This window comes from Klebsiella sp. RC2 (genome assembly GCF_014192815.1).
Classification (GTDB): domain Bacteria; phylum Pseudomonadota; class Gammaproteobacteria; order Enterobacterales; family Enterobacteriaceae; genus Klebsiella; species Klebsiella variicola.
In genome coordinates this window covers 108,076-126,841 of record NZ_JACHYL010000003.1, presented here as the reverse complement: position 1 = coordinate 126,841, position 18,766 = coordinate 108,076, and the positions used below count along the sequence as shown (strand labels likewise).

15 protein-coding genes are annotated in these 18,766 nt (G+C 51.4%); 7 read left to right on the top strand and 8 right to left on the bottom strand.

Annotated features, from left to right (window positions below):
* Window positions 1–4: 4 nt before the first annotated feature.
* Window positions 5–1,543: a PTS transporter subunit EIIC gene (locus tag FHW76_RS10165; protein WP_016161017.1), complete on the bottom strand. Its 1,539-nt coding sequence runs from the start codon at window positions 1,541–1,543 to the stop codon at window positions 5–7.
* Between the two features lie 255 nt (window positions 1,544–1,798).
* On the opposite strand from FHW76_RS10165, the gene FHW76_RS10160 reads away from it, so the two are divergent.
* Window positions 1,799–2,497, top strand: a complete 699-nt coding sequence (locus FHW76_RS10160) for a GntR family transcriptional regulator (protein WP_032738855.1) — start codon at window positions 1,799–1,801, stop codon at window positions 2,495–2,497.
* A 5-nt stretch (window positions 2,498–2,502) separates the two neighbouring features.
* Here FHW76_RS10160 and FHW76_RS10155 read toward each other — a convergent pair whose 3' ends face one another.
* Window positions 2,503–3,246, bottom strand: coding sequence for a sulfite exporter TauE/SafE family protein (locus FHW76_RS10155; protein ID WP_012541734.1), 744 nt, complete (start codon window positions 3,244–3,246; stop codon window positions 2,503–2,505).
* A gap of 111 nt (window positions 3,247–3,357) precedes the next feature.
* On the opposite strand from FHW76_RS10155, the gene FHW76_RS10150 reads away from it, so the two are divergent.
* Together FHW76_RS10150 and FHW76_RS10145 are read left to right on the top strand one after the other, a co-directional pair.
* Window positions 3,358–4,242 carry a LysR family transcriptional regulator gene (locus FHW76_RS10150; RefSeq protein WP_012541733.1) on the top strand — a complete coding sequence of 295 codons (885 nt, stop codon included), beginning with the start codon at window positions 3,358–3,360 and terminating at the stop codon, window positions 4,240–4,242.
* Between the two features lie 112 nt (window positions 4,243–4,354).
* Complete coding sequence (locus FHW76_RS10145; RefSeq protein WP_094954990.1) at window positions 4,355–5,230, top strand: NAD(P)-dependent oxidoreductase; 876 nt, start codon at window positions 4,355–4,357, stop codon at window positions 5,228–5,230.
* Between the two features lie 57 nt (window positions 5,231–5,287).
* On the opposite strand, the gene FHW76_RS10140 is transcribed toward FHW76_RS10145, so the two are convergent.
* The 4 genes from FHW76_RS10140 to FHW76_RS10125 all read right to left on the bottom strand — a co-directional run bounded on the left by FHW76_RS10140 (window position 5,288) and on the right by FHW76_RS10125 (window position 10,883).
* Entirely contained in the window at window positions 5,288–6,757 is a 1,470-nt protein-coding gene (locus FHW76_RS10140) for a carboxylesterase (protein WP_064180804.1), read from the bottom strand.
* A 754-nt stretch (window positions 6,758–7,511) separates the two neighbouring features.
* Window positions 7,512–8,984 (bottom strand): aldehyde dehydrogenase family protein, encoded by a 1,473-nt coding sequence (locus FHW76_RS10135; protein WP_110209275.1) that lies wholly within the window; start codon window positions 8,982–8,984, stop codon window positions 7,512–7,514.
* Window positions 8,981–10,459: a cytosine permease gene (locus FHW76_RS10130; RefSeq protein WP_110209276.1), complete on the bottom strand. Its 1,479-nt coding sequence runs from the start codon at window positions 10,457–10,459 to the stop codon at window positions 8,981–8,983. The genes FHW76_RS10135 and FHW76_RS10130 overlap by 4 nt, the downstream gene beginning before the upstream one ends.
* Window positions 10,460–10,499: 40 nt before the next feature.
* Window positions 10,500–10,883 carry a nuclear transport factor 2 family protein gene (locus FHW76_RS10125; RefSeq protein WP_110209277.1) on the bottom strand — a complete coding sequence of 128 codons (384 nt, stop codon included), beginning with the start codon at window positions 10,881–10,883 and terminating at the stop codon, window positions 10,500–10,502.
* Between the two features lie 367 nt (window positions 10,884–11,250).
* On the opposite strand from FHW76_RS10125, the gene FHW76_RS26420 reads away from it, so the two are divergent.
* The 4 genes from FHW76_RS26420 to FHW76_RS10105 all read left to right on the top strand — a co-directional run bounded on the left by FHW76_RS26420 (window position 11,251) and on the right by FHW76_RS10105 (window position 16,697).
* On the top strand, window positions 11,251–11,529 hold the full coding sequence (locus tag FHW76_RS26420; RefSeq protein ID WP_233433200.1) for a hypothetical protein: 279 nt from the start codon (window positions 11,251–11,253) through the stop codon (window positions 11,527–11,529).
* A gap of 496 nt (window positions 11,530–12,025) precedes the next feature.
* Entirely contained in the window at window positions 12,026–13,318 is a 1,293-nt protein-coding gene (locus FHW76_RS10115; RefSeq protein ID WP_227543776.1) for an alpha/beta hydrolase-fold protein, read from the top strand.
* Between the two features lie 134 nt (window positions 13,319–13,452).
* On the top strand, window positions 13,453–15,468 hold the full coding sequence (locus FHW76_RS10110; protein ID WP_110209278.1) for a TonB-dependent receptor domain-containing protein: 2,016 nt from the start codon (window positions 13,453–13,455) through the stop codon (window positions 15,466–15,468).
* A 92-nt stretch (window positions 15,469–15,560) separates the two neighbouring features.
* Complete coding sequence (locus FHW76_RS10105; RefSeq protein ID WP_110209279.1) at window positions 15,561–16,697, top strand: YncE family protein; 1,137 nt, start codon at window positions 15,561–15,563, stop codon at window positions 16,695–16,697.
* 23 nt (window positions 16,698–16,720) lie between these two features.
* On the opposite strand, the gene FHW76_RS10100 is transcribed toward FHW76_RS10105, so the two are convergent.
* Window positions 16,721–18,043 carry an ATP-binding protein gene (locus FHW76_RS10100; RefSeq protein ID WP_110209280.1) on the bottom strand — a complete coding sequence of 441 codons (1,323 nt, stop codon included), beginning with the start codon at window positions 18,041–18,043 and terminating at the stop codon, window positions 16,721–16,723.
* Window positions 18,043–18,762 carry a response regulator gene (locus FHW76_RS10095; protein WP_110209281.1) on the bottom strand — a complete coding sequence of 240 codons (720 nt, stop codon included), beginning with the start codon at window positions 18,760–18,762 and terminating at the stop codon, window positions 18,043–18,045. The genes FHW76_RS10100 and FHW76_RS10095 overlap by 1 nt, the downstream gene beginning before the upstream one ends.
* Window positions 18,763–18,766 lie beyond the last annotated feature (4 nt).

Below are 18,766 nucleotides of genomic sequence, written 5' to 3'. Positions count from 1 at the left end.
CTCGTTATTCAGTAACACCCAGACTGGCGTTGACCGCCGTTCGAATTTTGTTAACCCCCAGGCCATAGATCACCTGGACATGGTTGCCTTTAATCAGCACGCTGCTCCCGCCGCTCTCTTTCAACAGCGACTGCTGGATGAGGGCGGGGTCGCGCACATCGACCCGCAGACGGGTAAAACAGTTTTCCACTACGCAGACATTCTCTTTTCCGCCCAGTCCCGCAATCACCAGCGTACCTTTATCGGCAATCTCGCTTGCCTGGCCCGTCTGCTCGGAAGGCTCCGCATCGGCAGCCGCTTCACGGCCCGGGGTGAGCATCCGCAGACGGGTAATACAGAAGGTGCCGACCAGGTACATAGTGGCGGTCTCCAGCAGGCCGAGGGCGACAAATACCGGCCAGCGCGTCACGCTGGCGCCGGCGGGCAGGTTATAGACGACAAAATCGATAAGACCGTTGGTGGCGCAGACCCGCACGTGAAGCAGCCAGGCCAGCATCTGGAACAAACCGTCCAGCAGGGAGTAGATAAGCCACAGCAGCGGGGCGGTGAAGATAAAGAGAAACTCAAAAGGTTCGGTGATCCCCACCAGAACGGAGGTCACAATTAAGGGGATCAGCGTGACTTTAAGCCGCTGCTTATTCTCCGGTTTCGCCGTACGGTAGAAGGCGAGCGCCATGCCGGCGGTGCCGAAGATCTTCACCATCCCGTAGGTTAAAAACCGGGCGGAATCACTCAGCGCCCCGATGGGATGACGGGCGATTTCGGCAAGGAAAATAGGCTTGGCGCCAATAACCGTTTGACCATCAATCAGCAGCTGTCCGCCGATCGAGGTAAAGACAAACGGCGACCAGATAAGATGATGCAACCCGGTCGGGATCAGGAACCGGTTGAGAAAACCGTACAGGAAGACCCCGATGGCGCCAAAGGATTTCATAAAGCCGGTCAGCGCCGAAATGCCCAGCTCAACCACCGGCCAGAGATAGACGGTGGCGATAGCAAACAGGCCAACCAGCGGTAGCATCACGATCAGCACCAGCTTACTGTTGCCGTAGATCGACAGCGCGCCGCGAAACTCAATGCCGACCACGCGGTTGTGGACAAAGGCGACGGCGCAGCCAAGGATAATCCCAAGGAACACGCCCATATCAATGACCTGAAAGCCAAAGATAAAGGTTTGTCCACTGCCGTACAGTTGCGCGTTGGTGGCACCGGACGCCAGGCGATGGGTCAGGGTCAGCCAGCTATTGTTCGCCGCCAGATACACCAGCCAGGTCATCGCCGCCACGAAGGCCGCTTCGGCTTTGCGGGTTTTCGCCAGGCCGCTGGCCAGCCCAAGGCAGAACAGAAACCCGAGATGGTTCATCAGCGCCCAGAGCATGCTGGAGACGAATTTCCCCAACAGGTAGAGCGCGCTGCTTTCATCCACCCACAGCCGGTTGGTGGTCATGCTGAACAGGGCGATCAACAGGCCGATAGCCGGCAGATATAGCACCGGCCCGATCATTGCTTTGGAAAAGTCCTGAAGCTTTTTCACGCCAATCATGGTTGTCCTCTCGTCTTCGCAGACCTGATGAATAGGCTTATCAGACTAGGAGCAGACCACCGGGATCCCGAGCAGGAAAAGGGCCATCTGTGATGAAAGTCATATATATTGTTGCTGGACAGATATATAAATATGGCGAGATTTATAGATGAGTTAGTGTTGAAATTTTCGCTGAAATTTAAAAATAATCTTTTATTTACATTAAGTTATTCGCTTATTTGTTTGACGAGCGCCACCTTATCGAGACATCTAAAAGTGATTTATAAAAAGATTGCCATTGAACTGAGGACCCGCATCAACAGCGACGACTATGCCGTCGGCGATATGCTGCCCAGCGAAAAAGCGCTCGCTGCGGAGCTGCAGGTCTCGGTGATGACGCTGCGCAAAGCGCTGGCGCTACTGGAGGAGGAAAAGCTGATCGCGCGGCGGCACGGCAGTGGAACCTGCATTGTGCGTAAAAGTAACTATCACGGGGGAGAACTGGAGGGCTTTAACTACCAGATGCAGGTGGTAGGCGTCACCAACTACCGTAACAAAGTCATTGAATTCACGCTGCTTGATGCTCCTCCGGCCATCGCCCAGCAGTTAAAGATCCAGCCGGGGGAAAAAGTTTACTACGTCAGGCGGCTGCGGCTGATTGATGAGGTCCCGATCCTCGTGGAAAACAGCTATATTCCATTCGCCACCTTTCCCTGGCTCAGCGTGGGTAACCTCGAGCAGTCTAAATTCAACTATTTCAAAAAAGAGTGTCATATCACCATCATCGAGAGCCACCGCAGCTATACGCCGGTGCTGGCGACCCGCGAGCAGGCCGAGCTGCTGCAGGTAGCGCCAAACAGCCTCCTGCTGCGGGTGCAATCGGTGAGTTATGCGCAAAACCGGGCGATCGTCGATTTCTCAGAGATCTACCAGAACACCAGTAAGTACAACGTGAAGCACATTACTCGCCGCTAGCGGATTCAGGTCAGCCATCCCCTGGCGATCAGCTCCATTCCCAGCGCCAGCAGGAACAGCAGAAAGCCCTGACGAAAGCGTCGCGGGCTGAGACGCGAGCGGATCCACTGTCCCAGCCACATGCCGAGTAGCGCGGGCAACAGCGCCAGCCCCGACAGCAGCAGCGAATCAGCATGCCAGCCATCGTGCAGGGAGAGGCCGGCCGCCATCGCCAGGGTGGAGAGGGTGAACGACAACCCCAGAGCCTGCACCAGTTCGTCTCGACGAAAGCCCAGCGTCTGCAGCCAGGGAACGGCCGGAATAACAAATACCCCGGTCGCCCCGGTGATAACGCCGGTCAGACCGCCCATGAGCGGCGACAGCCACTTCTCCACGCGGGCGGAAACCTGCAACGCCGGGCCACAGAGCGCATACCCGGCATAGGCTATCAACACGGTGCCAAGCGCCAGCGCTGAGCACCGAGGATTGAGGCTGATCAGCAGTGACGACCCCGCCAGCGTTCCCATAATAATCCCGGTCATCATAAGCCAGAGGCGGCGCACAATCTGCGCCAGCGCGGGGCCAGCCAGCAACTGCCAGAGATTGGTTAACAGCGAGGGAAGTACCAGCAGCGCCGCTGCGGCCTGCGGCGGCATCAGCAGACCAAGCAGGCCCATCGCCACGGTGGGTAATCCCATGCCGGTCACCCCTTTGACCAGTCCGGCGGCGATAAAGATCAGCAGTAAATAAAAGATGTGGAGATCGAACATCACGGCTCACTTTTCAGGATAGAAAGGGACATTGAAACCACTGGTCGCTAAAGCCACAATGCGGTATGTTGCCCTAAGACTACGGGAAAACCGAAGGGTGGGGAGGGTGTGATGCGGATGGATCTGGCCGATCTGCGACTGTTTATCGCCATCGTGGATAGCGGCAGTATTACCGGTGGGGCCGCCATGGCCCATCTCGCCCTGGCCTCCGCCAGCGAAAGAGTGCGCAAGCTGGAGGCAGAGGTCGGTGTTCCCCTGTTGCAGCGTCATGCTCGCGGCGTGACGCTGACTGAGGCCGGGGAGGTACTGGCGCGCCATGCACGCCCGCTTCTTGCGCAGCAGCAGCGTCTGCGCCAGGCGATGAGCGCCTTCGCCCGCGGTCAGCAGGGGACGCTGCGGCTGTTCGCCAACACCTCGGCGATGTCGGCTTTTCTGCCGGGCAAGCTCGCCGCCTGGATGGCAGCGCATCCGGCGGTGCAGATCGACACCGAAGAGCGCACCAGCGCGGATATCGTCAGCAGCATTCTGGCGGGTGTGGCGCAGGCTGGAGTGGTGTCCGATGCGGTCGACCCCGGGCCGCTGCATCTGGATCCTGTCGCCGATGATCCCCTGGTGCTGATTGTGCCGCCGACTCACCCTCTGGCCGGCGCGAATGAAGTGGCGTTTGCGGCGGTCATCAACGAGCCGCTGGTCGCCCTCTACCAGACCAGCGCACTGCAGCAGCATATTGAACAACATGCCGCCGGGCTCGGCCAGGCGCTAAACGTCCGGGTCCGGATGAGCCATTTTGAAGGGCTTTGCGAGATGGTGGCTCACGGCGCCGGCGGGGCGATCCTGCCCCGCGTCATTGCCGAACGCTACCAGCAGCGCTACCGGTTTGCCGTCATCGCGCTGCAGGATCGCTGGGCACAGCGCCGCCTGTGTCTGTGTTATCAGGATGATGCCCGGCTGACGCCAGCGATGCGCCGTTTGCTGGCGTGGCTCCGACAGCCGTGAGACCATGAGTGACAGCGTCACTTTTTATGGCGGTTATTGCTACTGACATCCGTGTCAGAGATGCGATAGTAGACGTCCGACATTTATTAACACGCGAATCAGGACAGACAAGATGAGTACATTACCAAAGGTCGCGGTGCTGGGACTCGGCGCCATGGGACATGCTTTTGCCAGCAATCTGCTGAAGAAAGGCTTTACCGTCGCTGGCTGGAACCGTTCGCCAGCACGCGGCGAAGATTTACAGGCGCAGGGATTATCCCTGCATACCACGCCGCAGCAGGCGGTCGCTGATGCCGAGGTGATCATCAGTATGCTCGCCGACGGTCAGGCTACCCTCGAGGTACTGGCGCAAATAGCGCCTGCCTGTCAGCCGCAGGCGATCTATTGTCAGATGGGCACCATTGGCCTGCCGGAGACGCAGGAGGCTATCGCCTTGCTGCGGGCGCTTCAGCCGGCGATGACCTTCGTCGATGCCCCGGTTTCAGGGACCAAAGCCCCGGCGGAGAAGGCGCAGATCCTGGTGCTCGCCAGCGGAGATCGTGAAAAGTGTGCCGCTGCCGAACAGGTGTTTGCGGCTATCTCCCGCGGGACGCAGTGGTTTGGCGAGGCCGGCAACAGCCAGAAAATGAAGCTGGTCCTCAATGCCTGGCTGATTTCGATGATGCAGGGCATCGCGGAAAGCGCCCAGCTGGCGAAGACGCTGGGCTTTACCCCCGACCAGCTCTGGAGCGCTCTGGAAGGCGGCCCGCTGGCCGCACCGTATGTCAAAGTGAAACTGGATGCCATCGCCAGCGAGCAATTCGCGCCGCAGATGCAACTGGCGCATGCGCTGAAAGATGCCCGGCTGGCGCTATCCCTGGCCGAGCCGCACACCATGCCGGGGCTGGATAACATTGCCGAACTGTGGCAGCAGGCGGCGGACGCGGGATATGCCGGCCAGGATTTGTCAGCGGTGTATCAGTGGCTGTCGACGTCGTCAAAAGCGTAGTTTTTACGCACTCGTATGTGCAAAAAAGTGGCCATTACGGCCACTTATCCTGAGGAGCTACTTCCCGGAGACAGCCTGGCGAGTGTCGATCCCTTCGTCAATTCGTTTAATCATATAGGGAAAGAACGGATTGGAAGACTGACGCATCAGCGAGTCCAGACCCACAACCAGCACCGAACGCTCGCCGCGAGCAGCAAACGTGCCGAGGCTGATCCCATATTGATTCAGCGGATGGGGATAGCGCCCGTACAGCGAATCGCTTAACGGGAAGGGGAGCGCGACATGAGAAAGGGAGTATACGTCCGGCAGGTAGCGCATTCCCTGCAGCTTTTCCACTGTGGTGTCTGTTTTCCCGGCAGGTGTTGTGCGGATTTCCATATCGGTACTGGCTGAATTCGCGTTAGTGATGATCGTGGTCTGATAAGCGCGTGGCGGCGCGGTCAGCAACCGCGCCAGCGCGGTGTAAGACGTCCGGCGTAATAATGAATTAAACCTGACGGCATGATTCAAATCGAAGAGGACAATTTCACTGCCATTTTCCGGCAAACGGTTATACAGCGCCGTCACGATCGCCCGCGTACTGACCGTTGAATCCACAACGGACTGAAAGGTCAATACCGGCGGTAAGCTGTTAAGTCTGTGATTTCTCGAGTCAGTCACTATCTGCTTTTGCAGCGCTTTGGTCAGCAGGAAGGACTGCCGGGCGGCGTTCGTCGGGAAGGAGTTATATTTGAACGGATTAAACTCGGGCATGATGTTTAACCATGCGGCTTTCGAGAAGGCGGGAAGAAACGCGGGCCAGCCAGCGAGGCCGGAAAAACGCGCGAAGCTGGTAATACCGATCATCGGAGAAATCAGGATCACCCGCTGGGGTTTTGCCAGTTCGGCATTATCCAGCGCGTCCAGCGAATATTTCATTGCCAGCGCGCCGCCGTTGGAAAATCCGACGATATGCAGGGGCACATCATTACCCGTCAGTCGTTTCGCTTCTCTCACCGCAAGGCGCGTGGCGGCAAGCCAGTCCTGCCAGTCCACATCGGTCAGCCCGGCGGGAACCGTCCCATGGCCCGGTAATCTGATACCGATGGCGACATACCCCTGTTGCCGGTAATTTTCAGCGATATGCCGCAGGCTGTAGGGGGTATCTGTCAGACCATGCAGCAACACCACGGCGCCTTTCGGTTTGCCATCCGGCATCATGATATATGACCGATTCCAGTTGGTTGGAAACGAGTCCGGATAGATGGGGCTGTGACTATAGTAACGATTCAGTTCGGTTTGCTGCTCAGCGTCCAGCTTATCGGTAACCTGGCGTTTTACCTCACTGAAGAGCGCATTCTCTTTGTTGATGTAATCGTTCCAGTCAGCATTGTCGATTTCATCCGCGTCCATCTCATGCGGAACCCAGGTATGCCAGAGCTGCAGCTCGGGTCCGCGCTGAATGTCATAAAGGCGTAGTCCCAGAGCGCCAACGATCAACAGCAGCAGGGACAACACGATACGTTTTAACCAGGTTACCCATTTCAACGCGTAGCTTCCTTTCTTAATGACATGTTTTCTGAGTATAAATAAACATGGTCAGGGAGATTTACTTTTTTACGCAGGACGGGGCGTGAAGCGCGCTGAGCGGTTCTATGGCATTGGGTTTAGCGATGCAAGACCAGTGGACGGATCCATCAATGGCCAAAGGCGCTTACTGGCGATTGCTTCAACGGGCCACAGTCATATACAAAAAATACAAAAGTCGTCACGACAAAAGAAGAAACTTCCAATACTCGGAGGCTAATAGTCAACGATTATATTTAAATGAGTCGGTCTTTACCGGCATGCTATGCAAAATAGGCCTGTACCAACGTAACGACAAGTGGTCACTTGCCTCACGCTCTTTGGGTTACGGACTCGTGAACACAGTCAGGCAGGTCAGCTATCTGGCAAAGCGCAATGTATCGGCTATCTAGTGCATAATTATTAAAAGCCATACAAACTATGGCTTTTAATAATAAGGGTATTCGTTCCTGTTAATTATAAAAGAACAGCGTCAATGACTTTAAAATTATATTTAAGCAACAAAAAACAAAATGAAAACAATGCGATCTCTTCCCTGAGAACAGTGCCCGGCTAAACTGAAGTCTCCGGTCTTTCTTCCATCTCACAGAGAGACACATCGCCATGAAAAAGACCGGCTATACCGAAGCCAAAGAACCGATCGCATTTGTCCTGAAGCAGGCTTAGACATAATCAGGAGCAGACAGGGCAGCTCTATTCAGGATAATTGCAAATCTTATAGATTAACCGTCAACGCTGTGTTTACCGCCTCTACAACATGCTTAACGGACTGGTACGAAGCCAGTCCCCAGGGCCCAAGCTCCCGGCCAATACCGCTTCCCTTAGTTCCACCCCAGGATGTTTCAACAAACACAGATTGCATAGAATTAATCCAGACATGGCCGACCGCCAGAGCGTCAGCAACTCGCTGGGCGCGCATGCTATCTGCAGTGACAATGGTCGCAACTAATCCAAAATCGGAATTATTGGCCAGCCGAATAGCTTCAGCCTCATCTGTAAAGCGGTGACCGCACAGTACCGGTCCAAATATCTCTTCCTGCCAAAGTCTGCTGGATAACGGTACATCAGTATATAAAGTCGGGGTAACAAACCACCCTACAGAAGATAGCGACTGCCCTCCTGCCGGACATGAGAGCTGTTCATCACGAGCTACTGCAAAGTACGACTGAACTTTTTGCCATTGGGCTTCACTCGTCAGCGGCCCCATAGCGACTCCCGGCTCTCCGGGAGCACCAATCCTTATTTCCTGCATGGCAGTGGCTAACCGGGAGTAAAGCGCCTCCGCAATATTCTCCTGAACTAACAGGCGAGATGTGGCGGAACACATTTGTCCCGCATTCCAGGTAATGCCAGATATGACCCATTCAACCGCCCGGTCCAAATCACAGTCGTCAAATACAATGATGGGGGATTTTCCTCCTAGCTCCAGCGTTATCGGTAGACACCGTTTCGCCGCTGCCATCATGACCAGACTTCCAACTGCAGTACTTCCCGTAAAGGAAAGCTTGTCTATATCGGGGTGCTGACTCAATGTACGCCCACTTTCACTCTCGCCACTCAGAATATTTATTACGCCGGGAGGTAGACCCAGAACATCTGCAATCAATCCATATTCAAGCTCTGCAAGTGGGGTGATTTCTGAGGTTTTAAGGACAACAGTACAACCCGCCGCGAGGGCTGGCGCAATTTTCCATGCGCTGGTCACTAATGGAAAGTTCCAGGGAACAATCAGAGCAACAACCCCTAATGGATCATGATGCAAACGGGCAGAATATCCTGGGGAAGGTAATTCGACGTTGCTTCCCTGCAGGGCATCGAGTCGATCAGCCTGGTCTGCGTAATACAAAAATGTGGCTATCGCATCATTGAGGTCGACCTCGGCCTCGTGGCGAGGTTTTCCATTATTGCGGCTCTGTAGCTCCAGTATCTCTGCGCGGCGGCATTCCATCTGCTGAGCAAAGCCCCTGAGTAGGTTGGCGCGATCCTGCGATGAGGTATTACTCCATCCAGGAAACGCGGCGCGAGCAGCAGATACTGCGTCATCAATATCTTCCGCAGAAGCCGTAGATACGCATGCAAAAGGCTCTGCAGTCGAAGGGTCGAATACCATGATGGGCTTTCCTTTCCCTTGAACCCACTGACCATTGATATAGAGAGGTCTGATGCATGTAATTTCTTTTTCGTTCATTGAACACCGCCTTGTGTTTTTGCCGTGTATATCTTAGACGATGAGCCTGTCAAAACAGATTGCTCAGGGAATATACGCAACAACACGAGGTAGAGCAGGGCTGCCAACCCCAGGGTCGCCGGAAGGCTGACATCAATACCATCTGCCAATTCGCCTAGTGGACCAACAAACTGTCCTGGAATATTAACCAGGCAGAGGCCCGCTATTGCGCTGGGGATCCAGGCCCCCAGCCCCCGCCAGTTCCAGCCATGGTGAAACCAGTACCGTCCCCCTCGCTGACCGCGGGAAAACACGTGGAGATCATCACTATGGTAGGTTCCCCGACACGCAATCATTCCGATAATCATAATGACCATCCACGGTGATGTGCATGTCACAATCAGTACGGCAAAAGTCGATACACTTTGCACCAGGTTGAAAGCAAAACGCCCGATAAAGATAAAAGCAATCGCGATAATTCCAATCAGGAGCGTTGCTTGCACGCGACTAAGCAGGCGAGGAAATATACTGGACATATCCAGACCGGTACCGTAAAGCGCCGTGGTTCCCGTAGATAAACCGCCGACGATGGCAATCACGCATACCGGGAGAAAGAACCAGCCCGGTGTTACTGCCAATAATCCACCCACGTAGTTGTTGCTGGCGATATATTGAGATGCATGGGCCGCGACGATTGTTGCGGTGCATAAGCCAAAGACAAATGGTACTAGCGTCGCCACTTGAGCGGCAAATACAGCCCACATGATACGCAGGCGGGAGGTTTCTTTTGGAATATAACGCGACCAGTCGCCGAGGAAAGCGCCGAAGGAGATCGGGTTGCTCATGGTCAACAGCGTTGAGCCAACAAAGGCTCCCCAGAAGCCCGTCTGTCCCAGTTGTAAACTTCCGCGATAACCTGGATCAAACACACCGTAAAATGCAAAAATCCCCAGCAGAAACATGATGCTGGATGCAAAAACAGCGATTTTATTTATCCAGAGCATGAAACGAAAGCCATAGATGCAAACAACCAAAACCAGAACAGCGAAAAGACCGTAAGCAATACCTAAAACACCATCATTTTCCGAAAGTCCGAATAAATGATGCGTTCCGCCAATAAGCGCATCACCCGAACTCCACACGGAGAGAGAGAAAAAAGCGACTGCGGTGAGTAATGATAAAAAAGAGCCGACAATCCTTCCATGAACACCAAAATGCGCACCAGAGGATACTGAGTTATTGGTTCCATTTATGGCTCCAAAAAGCCCCATTGGCGCCAGTATTATCCCTCCGATAACAACCCCTGAAAGAATAGCCAGTAAACCCGCCTGGAAAGAAAGGCCAAAAAGCACCGGGAAACTCCCCAGCACAGCCGTGGCAAAAGTATTGGCCCCACCAAAAGTAAGACGGAAGAGATCCAATGCTGTCGCATCACGACCCTCATCCGGAATTTGCTCAATGCCGAAAGTTTCAATTTTGCTTTTTGACTGTGTCATAGTGACTCCAAAATGATGTCATAAACGCATTCACCGTGTTTCAAAGGCGTGCGGATAAATGCTCATGGCAAGCTAACCAGCCTTGCTGAGTTCGGCGAAAAATTATGGTTTCCCGTTCCGCGAGTCGACTCTGTTGCCCGTTACGCTGAACAAGCGTGTCAACATCATGAAAAAATACGGCCATATCGCCGTCGATCTGCACGTGCGCACGGCTTGAAATGCACTCAACGATGGAAAATCCTGCCTTCTGCCAGTCAGTCCATTGTGTAAACCAGGCATGGAGGGAGAGTAATGGTTGTTCCTGGTTGTAAAAAACAAAGGTGGCATCCTCCGTAAATGATGCAAAATAAGCCGATGCATTATTTCGAGAAAAAGCATCCACTAACCGATGCGCAGCTAACTGTACCTGGGCTATATCATTCATGATTGGACTCCCCGGAAAGCAATGCCGCCCAATTGGAATGCAGGTTGGTCCATTTTCAGCGCACTTTCCCTATCTTTCAGCTCCATTCCCCACGCCGGGTAAATCTGCTTTGCCATATTTCCCTCTATTAATGATGTGCATACCGTCTTTTTGTTATCAGAGGTAACGAGAGTGCGATAGAAAAAAAATGAGTAAAATAGCGTGCTACAAAAAATCACTTCACTAGATCAATAAGTAACTTTTTCTTATGACGCGTGTACGACTGCCGGGTCCCTGACATCCGGCGCAATGACCTGAAGGTGGAGGGGATCTCACTGGATGACATTAGCCGGGCAGCAGCACATCTTAGACACAGTCCGGATAAAGTATGAGAGCGATTTGGCGAAGAGTAAGTAAGGAGTATGACGCGGCGCAGGCCGTAATGGCGCTCCTGTGTCATGAAAAAAACCTCGGCAGGGACAAATCGTTCAGGGAGGTGCTGCACGTGTTTTATCTATCAGCTTTCATTGTCTCATCAGTCATCCGCTATTTCTTGCTTCAGTTTCGGGATAATCACAGCAACATGAAAAGAAGCGAGAAACTGAAGAATTACATACAAAAAGAAATTTCTGGTATCAAGGTGTCAGTGCGGACGGAAGGGGAGTGACTTGGTTATACCCTCCGGAATATTCAGGATGAAACTTTCGCCTACCGTGCCTCATACTCACCTGTACCAAACACTGCCAGTAATTATCACTTTTATGGAATAAAGTATTTCTTGCACAGGATGTTATTCACTTGATGGCCTTAGCCTTCATGTATCAAATTTGACACAAAGATGTGAGGGCGTGTCTTGCTGTTAAATAATATTTTTTTTATGTTGCTATTTACTTTAAAATCCACCAACACAAAAAAACTGTATAAAAATCAATGGCTAAATCAACAACATACAATTGAGTATGATTTTCATTTTCAATTGAAGGATTGTTTTTTTGTGATATCTTATCGCTCGCATTAATTAACAGGTCTGGCGCGATTTACGCTTAATAGCTCACCAGAAAACGTTGTTTTATATCCTTTACGGTTTGAGGATAGGTGACTATTTCTGCTTACCTGTTAATAACCACATCTTATTAACGTATAAAGATAAACGCGAAAAAATCATGGAAAAGAAGAAAAAATCTGTTTTTTTAATGAAAACACTGCCAGTCATGTTAGCAATGCTAATTTCCCATCAGGCTATTGCTGACTTACCCCAGCCCGCTAATGAACCCAATAGCCAGTCTCATGATGGCGGCAAAGAAAATCAGCATAAAAGGGCTCATCCGCCAAAGCCATATGAAGTCTTGCCTGATAACAGAGTGGTCTTTTCCATTCGCGCACCTGAAGCCAAAAAAGTAGAACTGCAGGGTGGCTGGCCAGGTGGCGTTAAAGGCGATACGCACCTATCTCTGACCAGGGGTAAGGATGGCAACTGGGCGACCACCGTGGGCCCACTGTCTTCTGGCATCTGGAATTATCAGTTTATTGTAGATGGTGTCAAAGCCATGCCTGAGTTTGGTCGTAAGGGGCCTCAAACGGGTCTGGCTGAGAATGAATTCGCCATACCGGGTGCAGTAACGAACGATTTCCTTCCGCAGTCCACTCCAAAAGGTAGCGTAACCTATACCTCTGTTCCTTTCATGCAGGGTGAAAAACGCTTCACTATTTATACCCCACCAGGCTACTTTAACTCATCTGAGCGTTATCCTGTGCTCTACCTGACGTTAGGTGGTGCGCATGATGGCTCCCGTGCTAATGAAGACAGCTTTATCTTCAATCTCATGAATAACATGATTGCGGATAAGCGCATCAAACCGATGATTGTTGTAGTGCTTGACCCTGACGCGCCAGGTGGCAGCTCACTTGGTAACTCCAGCTTCCACGGTGGTGGTAATGAAACTGCACCTAGTTATGTTGAAGCGGCACAAGCAATCGTTGATAACGTTGTACCTTTCGTCGATAAGTCGTTCAGGACTCTGGCGGATCGTGAGCACCGTGCAATTGGCGGCTTCTCATCCCCGGGCGCACAGGGCTTTATGGCTGGTGCCCGCAACACGAATGTTTTTGCTTCGATTGGTACGTTCAGCGGCGGTTTCCCAACCTGGCCTGGGGTGGGTGTGCAGATCGAGAGCAAATTGCATTACCCACGTTATACCGGTCCCGATCTGAACCGTGTGCCGGACATGAAAAAGCTGGGCGACTTTATTCCACAACTTAATGCTGAAGCAAATATGAAGTTAGTCTTCATGAGTGTGGGAAGTGATGAACCGCTGATCCAGACCTTTGAATTGATGAAAACTTTTCTGGAACAACGTGGCGTCAAGTATCAGGCAATTGTGGAACAGGGAGAAATCCACGATGGTCACAATATCCGTGTCTCTCTGCGTAATTTCTTACCGCTGTTATTTAAATAAGTTAACACCTTCAGTTATCTTCATTCAAAACAATGAGCCTGCGTAAGTGGGCTCCCTATTATAAATAATGGTTGCATTTGAGCTGATTATTAACAAGAAAGATAATGTGTTTTAATTACAGGCGAGTGTTTGTTATGCATATTAAATCTGCACAGGGATGGCCACGTCTTTCCACTCTGTCTCTGGCGTTATCAATTTGTTTTTTATCCGCAGCGGCACAGGCAGCTGATGAGCAACAAGACGCTTATTCCAGCCAGGCAGAAGGCGCAAACGAGGAGACAATGACGGTAACCGCATCCGGCTTTAATGAGGATGTGACAAATGCGGCCGCCTCGGTGACCGTGATAAGCAATAAGACCATCCATTCCCGCCCCTATTATACCGTGCTGGATGTGCTGAGAGATGTGCCCGGTGTGTACGTCACCGGCGGAGTCGGTTCAGAAGAAATTACGATGCGTGGTATGGCCAGCGACTACACGCTGCTGTTGGTGGATGGTAAGAAAGTTGATGTACGTGAAAGCCAGGCAGAAACCACCACAACCGGCTATCAGTTCTTACCAGGCATCGAGGCCATTGATCACATCGAAGTCATCCGCGGTCCCGCATCGTCTCTGTATGGTTCAGACGCCATTGGTGGCGTGATCAACATAATCACGAAGAGGGCCAACCGCCGCAACTGGCATGGCTCTGTCACGGCGGGAACAACCATTCAGGAGCACAGCCGTTCTGGTGATACTCACCAGGTTAGCACCCATGTCGCTGGTCCGTTAATTCCTGAAGTGCTCAGCATGAAAGCGGACGGCACCTTCCAGCAACGTAACGAAGATAACTACGATGGCGGAGCCGCAAAAAGTAAACTTGAGAATGGCTCAGTGGGGTTTAGCTGGACGCCTGATTTGGAAAACATCTTTGATTTCGATGTGTCGCGCGCGGTACAGGAAAAACTGGCCACAGAAAAAACCTCTGGGGGCATCACAAACCACACCTATACGCGTAATAACTATACCCTAAGCCATAAGGGTTATTATGGTATTCTTGAAACCAGTTCTTATGCGCAAATTGAATACTCAACCAATTCCAGCAGTAATATTACCGGACGAAATACCACACTGAATACCATTGAGAAGCTTTACCTTGGTGACAGACACACTTTCTCATTTGGTGGCTCGTTCCTCAATGAATCAATCAAAGACTCCAACAACGCCATTAAAGTTGATAGCGGCGATGCCGCCTCTAAACTCACCCGTAACAGCTGGGCACTCACTGCTGAAGATCGCTGGAATGTTGTCGATCCGTTTGATTTGATCCCATCTCTTCGCCTGGATGAAAATGAGAAGTATGGTTCTCATGTGACGCCGAAACTATATGGTGTATGGACGCTGAATCCGGAGTGGACCGTGAAAGGTGGCGTGTCTGGTGGTTATAAAAACCCAACGCTGCGTCAATCGGCATCAAACTGGGCTGATTCCGCAGGGTCAGGACATCGTGACGGTATCAGCATTGGTAATCCTGATCTGAAACCAGAAACCAGTACCAACTATGAGCTGTCACTCAACTGGCAAGGCACAGGCATGAAAGCTGGTGTCACTGGATTCTACAGTAAATTCAAAAACAAGATCGAACTTGAGACGTTATGTACCGGTGATGCAGGCTCTTATGCCTGTAGTTATAATGGTGAGCAGTACGACTTTGTTTCCTCCTATTACAACGTAAGCAAAGCCATGATGCGTGGCATTGAAACCACGTTTGCATGGGACATTCAGAAAAATCTGCATCTTAATACCTCTTACACTTACACCGAAACCAAGCAGCTTTCGGGTGAATATGCCGGGCATCCACTTAATCAGCAGCCTAAACATCTTATCAGTGCAAGACTGGATTACGATTATTCAGAAGATATCAGCCCGTGGCTGCGCGTGTATTATCGCGGTAAAACCTCTGAACACTATGCCGGTAACTCTGTTTCAATGATGACCGAGGGATATCCCGCCTACACACTGGTTGACTTTGGTGTGAATTTCAAGTTGAACAAGAAAGTTAACCTGAATACCAGTATCTCTAACTTGTTTGATAAATATATTGATAGCGATACCTATGGCAGTAATATCGATGGTCGACGCTATAACGTCAGCCTGACTTATAATTTCTGATTTTTATGGTTATCTTCTTTAAGAAAATAACTTTTCACTAATTATATGCGTGCATGCGAGCACGCATAATTTCGCTTTCCAAGAGGGTCCAAATGAGTAAACAAATCTATGGCCGTTTCCCGGTGAAATTATTACTGGCCACCCTGTTAATGAGTTCCGCCGCGAGCAGTTATGCTGATACGGATGTGTTAAGAAAACCCGTTGGCGTTGGGGCTTATGAATTGGTATTTAACGCCAGCCATCCGTCGCTACTGGTGGCCACCACGCAGAACAGAAATGATCAGGGCGGAGTGGTTTACGAGCTGGACGCAAAAACCCTTGCAGTCATGCACGCGATTAAAACCGGAAAGAAACCTTTCGGAGCCGCGATCAACAATCGCACCCATACCGCTTATTTTGGCGGGAGCATTGAGGGCTGCCTGATCGCTGTAGATACTGAAACCGGTCAGGTAAAAGGCATTCTGACGCTGGCATCGCAGTCGCATACGGCGGGTAAACCGGAAAACCAGGAAGGGAAGAAATCAGAAGGTAAAGAGCAGAAACCTGCAAATGGAAACCATAGAGGCAATGATAATCGTCCGCCTGCTCCCCGCGAGTTAACTGTCGATGAACAAACCAACACCGTATATGTGAGTGGCGTAAACCGTAATGACAGCCTGATTTGGGTCGTCGATGGCGCAACCCTCACGCTTAAAGATACCTTACACGGTTTTGGTATAATGAATACCGGATTAGCAATCGACAGTGAAAATCATCGCCTTTACACCAGTAATGCCAGCGGCGAATTTATCACGCTGGATACCGCATCGAATAAAATCGTCGCGCGTAAAACGATCACGACAGACGGGCAAGCGCATCTGTTGATGAATATTAGTCTGGACAGAAAAGGTCATCGCGCGTTTATTGCTGATAATAAGGCGGATACGATCCTCGTGGTTGATACTAACAGCAGCGATGTCATTGGCCGTATCAATGTACCCGAGTCATTGAGTGTTTTGTACAATCCACAGCGAAATGAAATTTATGCGGCGCACCGTAACAATGGCACTGTCAGCATTATCAACGGCACGACTTACGCGGTTGCAAAAACCATTAGACTACCTGTACATCCTAACAGTCTGGCCCTCAATCCTCAGGGCGACGCTTTATACGTCACCGTTAAGCAGGAGTCGAATCGTGATAACCCGACGACGGCACCTGATGATGTTGTGCGAATTGATTTGAAATAAGCCTGCAGCCCCTCGCCGCCCCATCAGGAGCGGCGGGTATTGAGTGATTTAGGCAATGAAATTTTCGCACTGAGGCCATGAGGAGCTCGATTGACCAGTTCAAAGGCACCACCGTGCAATGAAACTATCTCTCTGACTATGGATAATCCCAGACCCGCGCTGCCTTTACGTTCGTTACGCGCCGTATCCATCCGATAGAAGGGTTCCTGTACTCTTTCAAGCATCATTTCAGGGATCCCTGGTCCGTTATCATTCACCTCAATCAGGATTTCACAGTCGGTTTGAGATGCCCGGATGCTAACTATTTCAGCATGGGCAGCCGCGTTATCTATCAGGTTGGTCATCACCCGCTGAATGGCATCTGGCTTGCACAGCAATAGCATCGCGGCTGGGCCGCTATAGCTAATCGCGATACCCGCATCTTCATATTCATCACAGAGCGTTAACATTAACGCATCAAGATCAACCCATTCGCTTGTCTCCCCATCCGAGCCGGTGCGGATGAAAGTCAACGCGGAACCAATAAGCTTATTCATCAGGTCAATATCCCTGATTAATTTATCCCGGGTGGCTTCAGAGGGATTGCTCTCAAGGCTGAGCCGCATACGCGTCAGGGGTGAGCGCAAATCGTGGCTGATTGCGGCCAGCATCTGGCTGCGGCTTTTCATGTGCTGAGCAACACGTTCTTGCATGAGATTGAAAGTGGTGGCGACCCTGCGGATCTCAGAAGGACCGCCTTCTTTTACAGGCACTACGGTTACATCCCGGCTAAAAGCATCAGCCTTTTCAGCCAGCTCACGCAGTGGACTAATAATGCGTGAAATCGCCCAGAGAGACATGATGGCGATGCCCGTCAGCAGGAATAAAATGGCGCAAAAGGTTGGGAAAGTGAATCGCGTTGGCTCTCTACCGATATTGGCTACCCGCGCCTCCAGATATCGATTACCAATCCGAATCAGTACCTGAATATCTTTGCGATTTTCACTGGCGTTGCACGAGGCCACAGTGACCGGCATGGTATTACCCAGCTCGTACGTCAGGGTTTTCGTCAGGTCCCAGGTATTAAATGTTTTATGGCTACAGGGGGTTGGGGTGTCAATCAGTTTGTACTTCAACCCGCTGTCATATTGTGCGGAACGTAACACTATTTCCTGTAACCCTGGCCGCGTGGATTGTAATAACTTAATGGTACTGGCCAGACGGTAAGTTGTTTGCCATGGCCAGGGCGGGCCAGGAGGCCCCTTGGGAAAGAAAAGCAGAGTACTCAGGAGTAAAAATGTAAACAGCGTTGATCCGGTAATAATGACCAGGATTTGACCCAGCAAGGTTTTAAAAAACTGCCGCATCAGATTCTCCGGACTTCCGGTTTGAACATGTAACCGTTGTTTCTGAAGGTCTGAATGAATTCTACATTGTTAGCATCACTGATAAGCTTTCTGCGCAGGCGACTCACCAACAGATCAACTGAGCGGGTCGATGTCACATCGGAACGACTTCGCGTAAGTTCAAGCAGGTCTTCACGCGAGAGCACTTTATCAACGTGCTGGCAGAACACCATAAGCAAATCTGTTTCACCGGCAGTAAGCGGCTTGCGGATATCCGCTGGTGTACGCAAATAGCGACGCAGCGGGTAAAAGGTGAAATCGCCAAATGCCAGAACGGGCTCACCTGTGTGGATTTCAGGTTGGGTCCTGGTGCTGTTATAGCGTCTAATCACTGCGCGGATACGTGCTAATAACACATTCAGGTCAAAGGGTTTTGCCACATAATCATCCGCTCCCAACTCCAGTCCCACTATGTTATCTATCGGATCACCAAGTGCGGTCACCATTATCATGGGGGGGCCATCTGCTGCTCTTACCTTTTGGAAAAATTCCAGACCACTTTCCCCGGGTAACATCAGGTCCAGTAGAATGAGATCGGGTCTCTTTTTTTTCAACCACTGATGGGCTGCTTCGGCAGAGTCACACAAAGCGGTTTCATACCCTTTAGTGATTAAAAAGTTAGAGAGTGGTGAGCTGATATCGGCATCATCCTCAATGATTAAAATACAGGCTTCAGACATGTTG